Here is a 6215-nt window from a genome sequence, read left to right as displayed (position 1 = left end):
CCTTTACGAAATAACATTTTTCTCACAAAAATTCTTTTTAATACGCATTCTATCATCAAAACGCCAGTCATGAACACAAGGTGATCCTCTATAACAAAAAACAGCGCCATTCTTCTGTGTCAATAAAGTCCATCACGATTAAGCATTCAACATGATATCGTAAGTATGCCTCTCAACAAAGCTATCCCATAGTGTGACTTCTTCTCACTATACACACTTTTATTTTCTTTCCACCTCACCCTCAATTTATCATTAACAGATTGATTTACAAAGATTAAATCATTTTTATCGTAATAAAAACGTTCAATACGAGATTTTTTTTCGTTATAAATCAATTCTTTGAAAGCAGAAAAACGCCATAGGTAAAACGCATATCTTCTTCAATGGTGTTTTACGACACAAAAATCCATTCACTGACACGCGACAAGAAAAACCAAACGTCAATCTCGTGAAAAAAAGAGAGGTCTTCTAAAAATTCTCAAATATCAAGAACAATCACCAATAGGAAATGAGCAAACTGTATGATAATGCTGGCTTATTGCCATAACTATTAAGATATCATCATACAAAAATGCCAAGGTATAAAGATGCCAAGATACAAAGATGATAATGCGCAATGAACCCCACACCTTATGATGAGCAACGCCATGAAATAAGCATAGAAACAACACGTGACCTTTCTTTACAAAAAGTAGATGTATAATGAACACTATGGCATTTTTGTTCTTTATATTCATTCTTGCTCTTGCTTTTGCAATCAACAATAGCGCATAACAAAAAACAGGATAAGATGTGACAAGCTTTGAATAAAAAGGCTAAAAAAAGAGGTTAGAGATGAAATTTTTTGTGGATAGCGCCAATATTGAAGAAATACAAGAATTACAGAATTTAAGCCTCGTTGATGGTGTGACCACCAACCCCTCGCTTATCCTAAAATCAGGACGCAATATTCTTGATGTTACAAAAGAAATTTGTTCCCTCGTTAGCGGTCCTGTTTCTGCTGAAGTTGCAGCAACAGAATTTGAAAACATCATGAAAGAAGCCGCTGTTTTAGCAAAGGTTGCTGACAATATTTGCATCAAGCTTCCTTTAACACTTGATGGATTAAAAGCTTGTAAAGCCCTTACAGAAGCAGGACTAAAAACAAATCTGACACTTTGTTTTTCTGCCAATCAAGCCTTACTTGCTGCCAAAGCAGGTGCAACATTTGTTTCACCTTTTATCGGGAGACTCGATGATTGCGGAATAAATGGAAGTGAACTCCTTCATGAAATTCGCACAATTTATGATAACTATAACTTTGAAACACAAATCTTGGCCGCATCAATCCGCACTGTTAATCATGTCAAAGAAGCAGCCCTAAGCGGTGCTGACGTTGCAACAGTTCCACCAGCAATCTTAAAAGCTTTGGTCAAGCATCCTCTCACCGATAAAGGGTTGCAAATATTTCTCAACGACTGGAAAAAAACAGGACAAAATATTGCTTAATGGTTCAGAGTTTTATGAGAAAGATCTCTTGAAATTAACAAAAAAATCTGTTCAGCGAGCTCTTCTGCCACACGCTTTTTTGCATCTTCTTCTGCTTGCATTGTTGCATATTCTTGGCGCAATCGCTCAAAAGATGCATTCATTATTGCTGTTCCTTTTGCAACAGGCATATTTTTCATATCCTGCAAGGTATAGGAAGCTTTACTCATAACAGTTCCAACAGAAGGTCGTCCCTTTCTCTTTTTTTCAAAATCAACCTCTATCTGCATCGATTCTCTTATAAGGACGGATGTCTGCAATGCCAATCGATAAGCAGGTAAAGAAGGGTTACCACCATTTCCATACAAAAGAAACAGTAGATGATTGCGTACCATTTGTCCAAAACGATCCGAAGGCTCTTCCACCACAATAGAGGCAAGCTTTTGCGCAAGCCCCAAAGAAACTTGCCCAGAAATAGAATCCTGATGAACAATAGCCCCCCCATACAAAGCGGAATTCATTGCCCTTGAACTTTGTGACTCTTGACGGTAGAGCGGTTCAACTTTGCATCCAGACAACAGTGTGAAAACACCCGCTAAAACGACCAGCAGAAAACTTTTAAAGAACGACATTCACAATCCTTTGTGGAACAATAATAATTCTTTTCATAGGCTTTTCAACCAGCTGCGCTTGGATGAAATCTAAAGCCAAAACCGCTTCTTTAATCATCGCCTCACTTGCTGTTGCTGCAACGGTCACCTCACCGCGTTTTTTACCATTAATCTGTACCGGCAAAGTATAGCTTTCTTCCACGATTAATGCGGGATCATAAACAGGCCAAGCAAGCTCAGACATTAAAGTTTTCTCCCCTAAAGCAGCATGGCATTCTTCTGCTAAATGGGGCATAATAGGTGCGATCATAGCAAGGAAAAAATCCATAGCTTGACGTAAAGAGGCTTTCATTTCATCATCAACACTTGCTACCCTATTGAGCAATGGCGCTATAATATTCAAGAATTCATAAAGGCGTGCAATAGCACGATTAAAAGCGAATTTTTCCAAATCATCCTCTACAGCATGAAGTGTGCGGTGTGCTACCTTTGAGAGTTCCAAAGCCGCCCCTTGATGCCCCGCACAAGGTGCTACTTCCCTTAACAGAGGAGCACTCAAAGCCACATGGCGCCAAACACGTTGTACAAAGCGATGTGCACCTTCAACACCTGATTCTGTCCAGATAACATCCCGCTCTGGTGGAGAATCAGACAACACAAACCAGCGCACAGTATCAGCGCCATAGGATGCAATAATATCATCAGGATCCACAACATTCTTTTTTGATTTTGACATTTTTTCAATCAAACCAATTGTCACTTCGCTTTGATCGGTTAATTTATAAGCGCACCGCTTTCCATCTTTTTCAACAATGGAAATTTCTTCAGGCGAAACCCACCCCTGACCATCCCGATAGGTCTCATGCACTACCATACCTTGGGTAAAAAGCCCCTTAAAGGGCTCATCCACACTCACATAACCTAACAATTTCATGGCACGCATAAAAAAGCGCGCATAAAGAAGATGCAAAATCGCATGCTCAATTCCACCAATATATTGTTGTACAGGCAACCATTCAGCGGTTGCTTGTTTCTCAACAGGTTCTGATGCAAAAGGAGCGGTAAAACGTGCATAATACCAAGAAGAGTCAACAAATGTATCCATTGTATCGGTTTCACGTGTTGCAGGTTGACCACAGGAAGGACAAAGAACATGCTGCCATGTTTCATGCCGCACAAGAGGGTTGCCCGGTTGATCAAAAGTAACATCATCTGGCAAGACAACAGGCAAATCAGCACGTGGAACAGGCACCACCCCACAAGATGTACAATGGATCATAGGGATCGGGCATCCCCAATAACGTTGACGCGAAATTCCCCAATCACGCAAACGAAATTGTACTGTTTTTTCCCCCTGTGGCTGCCCATGAAGCATTTGTTCTTCAAGCCTTTTGGCTGCTTCTTCAAAGGCTTGTTGGGGTGTTAAACCATCCAAAAAGCTGGAATTGATCATCACCCCATCACCAACATAAGGCGTTTCAGGTGTGACAAAATCTTCTTTCTCAACTCCTAAAGGCAAAACCACCGATTTTATCGAAAGTCCATATTTACGCGCAAAATCGAAATCTCTCTGATCATGAGCCGGACAACCAAAAACAACCCCCGTTCCATATTCCATCAGCACAAAATTAGCGACATAAACGGGAATATGCATCGTTTCATCAAAAGGATGCACCGCCACAAAAGGGGTGAGAAACCCTTGTTTTTCGGCTGTTTCAAGTGCTGCTGTTGTCGTTCCACCGCACCGACAATCTTCGATAAAAGCCGCTAAGGCTTTGTCTTTTTGTGCAAGAGCTTGAGCAATGGGATGGTCAACAGACAGCGCTAAAAAGGAAGCGCCAAATAGTGTATCAGGTCGTGTTGAATAACAGACAACCTCATTAAAAGATTGACAAATCTCATCAGCAACCCTTGCATCATCAACTTCACCAGCCGACTTTAAAGCCCAACGAATCAGCAAGCCTTGTGACTTACCAATCCAATTTTTTTGCATAATGCGGACTTTTTCAGGCCACTGTTCAAGCTCTTCAAGCCCCGCAAGTAAATCTTCACTAAAATCACTAATTTTGAAAAACCACTGGGTCAATTCCCTCTGTTCAACCAACGCGCCTGAACGCCACCCCCGTCCATCAACAACCTGCTCATTTGCCAAAACAGTTTGGTCAACGGGATCCCAATTCACCTTAGCGACTTTTCGCGCCACCAACCCCTTTTGATAAAAATCAAGAAACAGCATTTGCTGTCGATGATAATAATCCACATCACAAGTGGCAAATTCCCGAGTCCAATCGATTGAGAGCCCCAATTGCTTTAATTGTCCACGCATCACCGCAATATTTTGATAGGTCCAAGTTTTAGGATGCACTTTATTTTGCATAGCAGCATTTTCAGCCGGCATACCAAAAGCGTCCCACCCCATAGGATGAAGCACGTTAAAGCCCTTTGCACGTTTATAGCGTGCAACCACATCCCCCATGGCATAATTGCGCACATGCCCCATGTGAATACGCCCTGATGGGTAAGGAAACATTTCTAAGACATAATATTTCTCACGACCATCTTCTTGGACAGTCTGAAAAATTTTCTTTTTATCCCAAATTTCTTGCCATTTTTTTTCTCTCGCACGTGGATTATAGCGTTCGCCTATCTTATAATGCTCAATCGTCATTCCCATGATACTCTTTTAATAAAACTGAACCAAAAACTTGTTTTATTATGCTTGACCATGGATTAACCTCATCGTCAACATTTTCGTGAAATATTTCCCTAAGTATTTTATAAAAATACCACCCCTTGAGTAAAAACCACCCCTTGAGTAAAACTTGAATAAAAACGGTAAAAGACAAAAACATGAATACACACACGCCCCCTCATAATTCTTCCCCCCTTCATAATTCTTCCATTGAAGCATTGCAAAACCTTCAAAAGGACATTGCAGCACAATGCCAAGAGCTACAACGCCCCGTGGAAGAAATTGAACTTATCGCTGTTTCAAAAACTGTCTCCATAGAGGATATACGCCCTCTTTTACAAACCGGACAATCTCAATTTGCAGAAAACCGTGTGCAAAAAGCAGCACAAAAGTGGCTCGGATTACGTCAACAATTTGAAAATATTAAACTTCATCTCATCGGTCCCCTACAATCCAATAAAGCTGCTGAAGCTGTAAAGATTTTTGATATCATTCAAACGGTTGATCGTGAAAAAATAGCCAAAATTTTAGCAGAAGAAATGCAAAAACAAAAAAGGCATCTGCCCTGCTATGTTCAGGTCAATATTGGCTTAGAACCGCAGAAAAGTGGTATAGCACCGCAAGAAGTGATTCCTTTTGTTTCTCAATGCAAAAACAACTATGGACTTAATATCATTGGTCTTATGGGCATCCCCCCTCTCAAAGAAAACCCCGGTCCCTATTTCGCTCTTCTAGCAAAATTAGCAAAACAAGCCGGTCTTCCAAAGCTTTCCATGGGCATGTCCAATGATTTTAAAACAGCTCTACAATTTGGTTCGAATGTTCTTCGCATCGGCTCTGCTTTATTTGGAAAACGCCCTGTGTAGAGCAATTTTCCTTCATATAAATTCTAAATTCATCCCCCTTCATATAAATTTCCATTGAAAACTCTAAGAACAAGCCAAAAACAATAGAAATGAGAAAAAATATTCCCCTCACGATCAATAAAAAAGCAACTCTAGCAGAAAAAACACCCGTCTCTCCTTGTCCTCCCCGTCTTTCCACCCCCTCTTTCCACCCTATGAGCAAAATGAGCAAAAAATGCACCTTCTAAAGTTTCTCACCAGCACATTCTCACCCCCTACAATGATTTCAAGACAAACCCTGCTTTGGCTTTCATATTCTCGCACTTTAGCTCTTCTTTACTCTCCCCCTCTAACAATCTCTCATAAAAAGCAACACATTGATTTATAATGGTAATCTAGCGTTATTCAACTTGAATGAGAGCCCCGAATATCGTAAGATTCTCTTATTCCCAACCTATTTATATTGAAGCAATCAAAACCTCTTGCTTGCACATCATAAGCAGGATGTGTGTATGAATAAAATTTGTATAAAAAAGGAATAAAAATGACTCTTATGAACGCTCTCAATTGCCAAGGGCTGTCGCAACACAAGGGAGCTGG

The 6215-nt window shown here is 40.5% G+C and carries 4 protein-coding genes; 2 read left to right on the top strand and 2 right to left on the bottom strand.

The window, feature by feature from the left end:
• Positions 1-834 precede the first annotated feature (834 nt).
• Positions 835-1488 (top strand): fructose-6-phosphate aldolase, encoded by a 654-nt coding sequence (gene fsa, locus BN338_RS07770; protein WP_039760733.1) that lies wholly within the window; start codon positions 835-837, stop codon positions 1486-1488.
• Here fsa and BN338_RS07765 read toward each other — a convergent pair.
• Both BN338_RS07765 and leuS read right to left on the bottom strand, forming a co-directional pair.
• On the bottom strand, positions 1485-2099 hold the full coding sequence (locus BN338_RS07765; RefSeq protein WP_039760730.1) for an LPS assembly lipoprotein LptE: 615 nt from the start codon (positions 2097-2099) through the stop codon (positions 1485-1487). The two genes, fsa and BN338_RS07765, sit on opposite strands and share 4 nt — an antisense overlap.
• The gene (leuS, locus tag BN338_RS07760) at positions 2086-4746 is read right to left on the bottom strand and encodes a leucine--tRNA ligase (protein WP_039760728.1); all 2661 of its coding nucleotides are present in this window, start codon (positions 4744-4746) and stop codon (positions 2086-2088) included. The genes BN338_RS07765 and leuS overlap by 14 nt, the downstream gene beginning before the upstream one ends.
• Positions 4747-4928: 182 nt before the next feature.
• Between leuS and BN338_RS07750 the strand changes: the two genes are divergently transcribed.
• Complete coding sequence (locus BN338_RS07750) at positions 4929-5636, top strand: YggS family pyridoxal phosphate-dependent enzyme (protein ID WP_039760722.1); 708 nt, start codon at positions 4929-4931, stop codon at positions 5634-5636.
• Positions 5637-6215: the final 579 nt, after the last annotated feature.

The organism is Bartonella queenslandensis AUST/NH15 (assembly GCF_000312585.1).
GTDB lineage: Bacteria > Pseudomonadota > Alphaproteobacteria > Rhizobiales > Rhizobiaceae > Bartonella > Bartonella queenslandensis_A.
The sequence above is the reverse complement of the archived record's forward strand: the minus strand, read 5'-3'. Positions and strand labels throughout refer to the sequence as shown.

Bases quoted from the DNA above. Each gene is read 5' to 3' on its own strand.
- fsa (WP_039760733.1), top strand. From the start codon at position 835: ATGAAATTTTTTGTGGATAGCGCCAATATTGAAGAAATACAAGAATTA.
- BN338_RS07765 (WP_039760730.1), bottom strand. From the start codon at position 2,099: ATGTCGTTCTTTAAAAGTTTTCTGCTGGTCGTTTTAGCGGGTGTTTTC.
- leuS (WP_039760728.1), bottom strand. From the start codon at position 4,746: ATGACGATTGAGCATTATAAGATAGGCGAACGCTATAATCCACGTGCG.
- BN338_RS07750 (WP_039760722.1), top strand. From the start codon at position 4,929: ATGAATACACACACGCCCCCTCATAATTCTTCCCCCCTTCATAATTCT.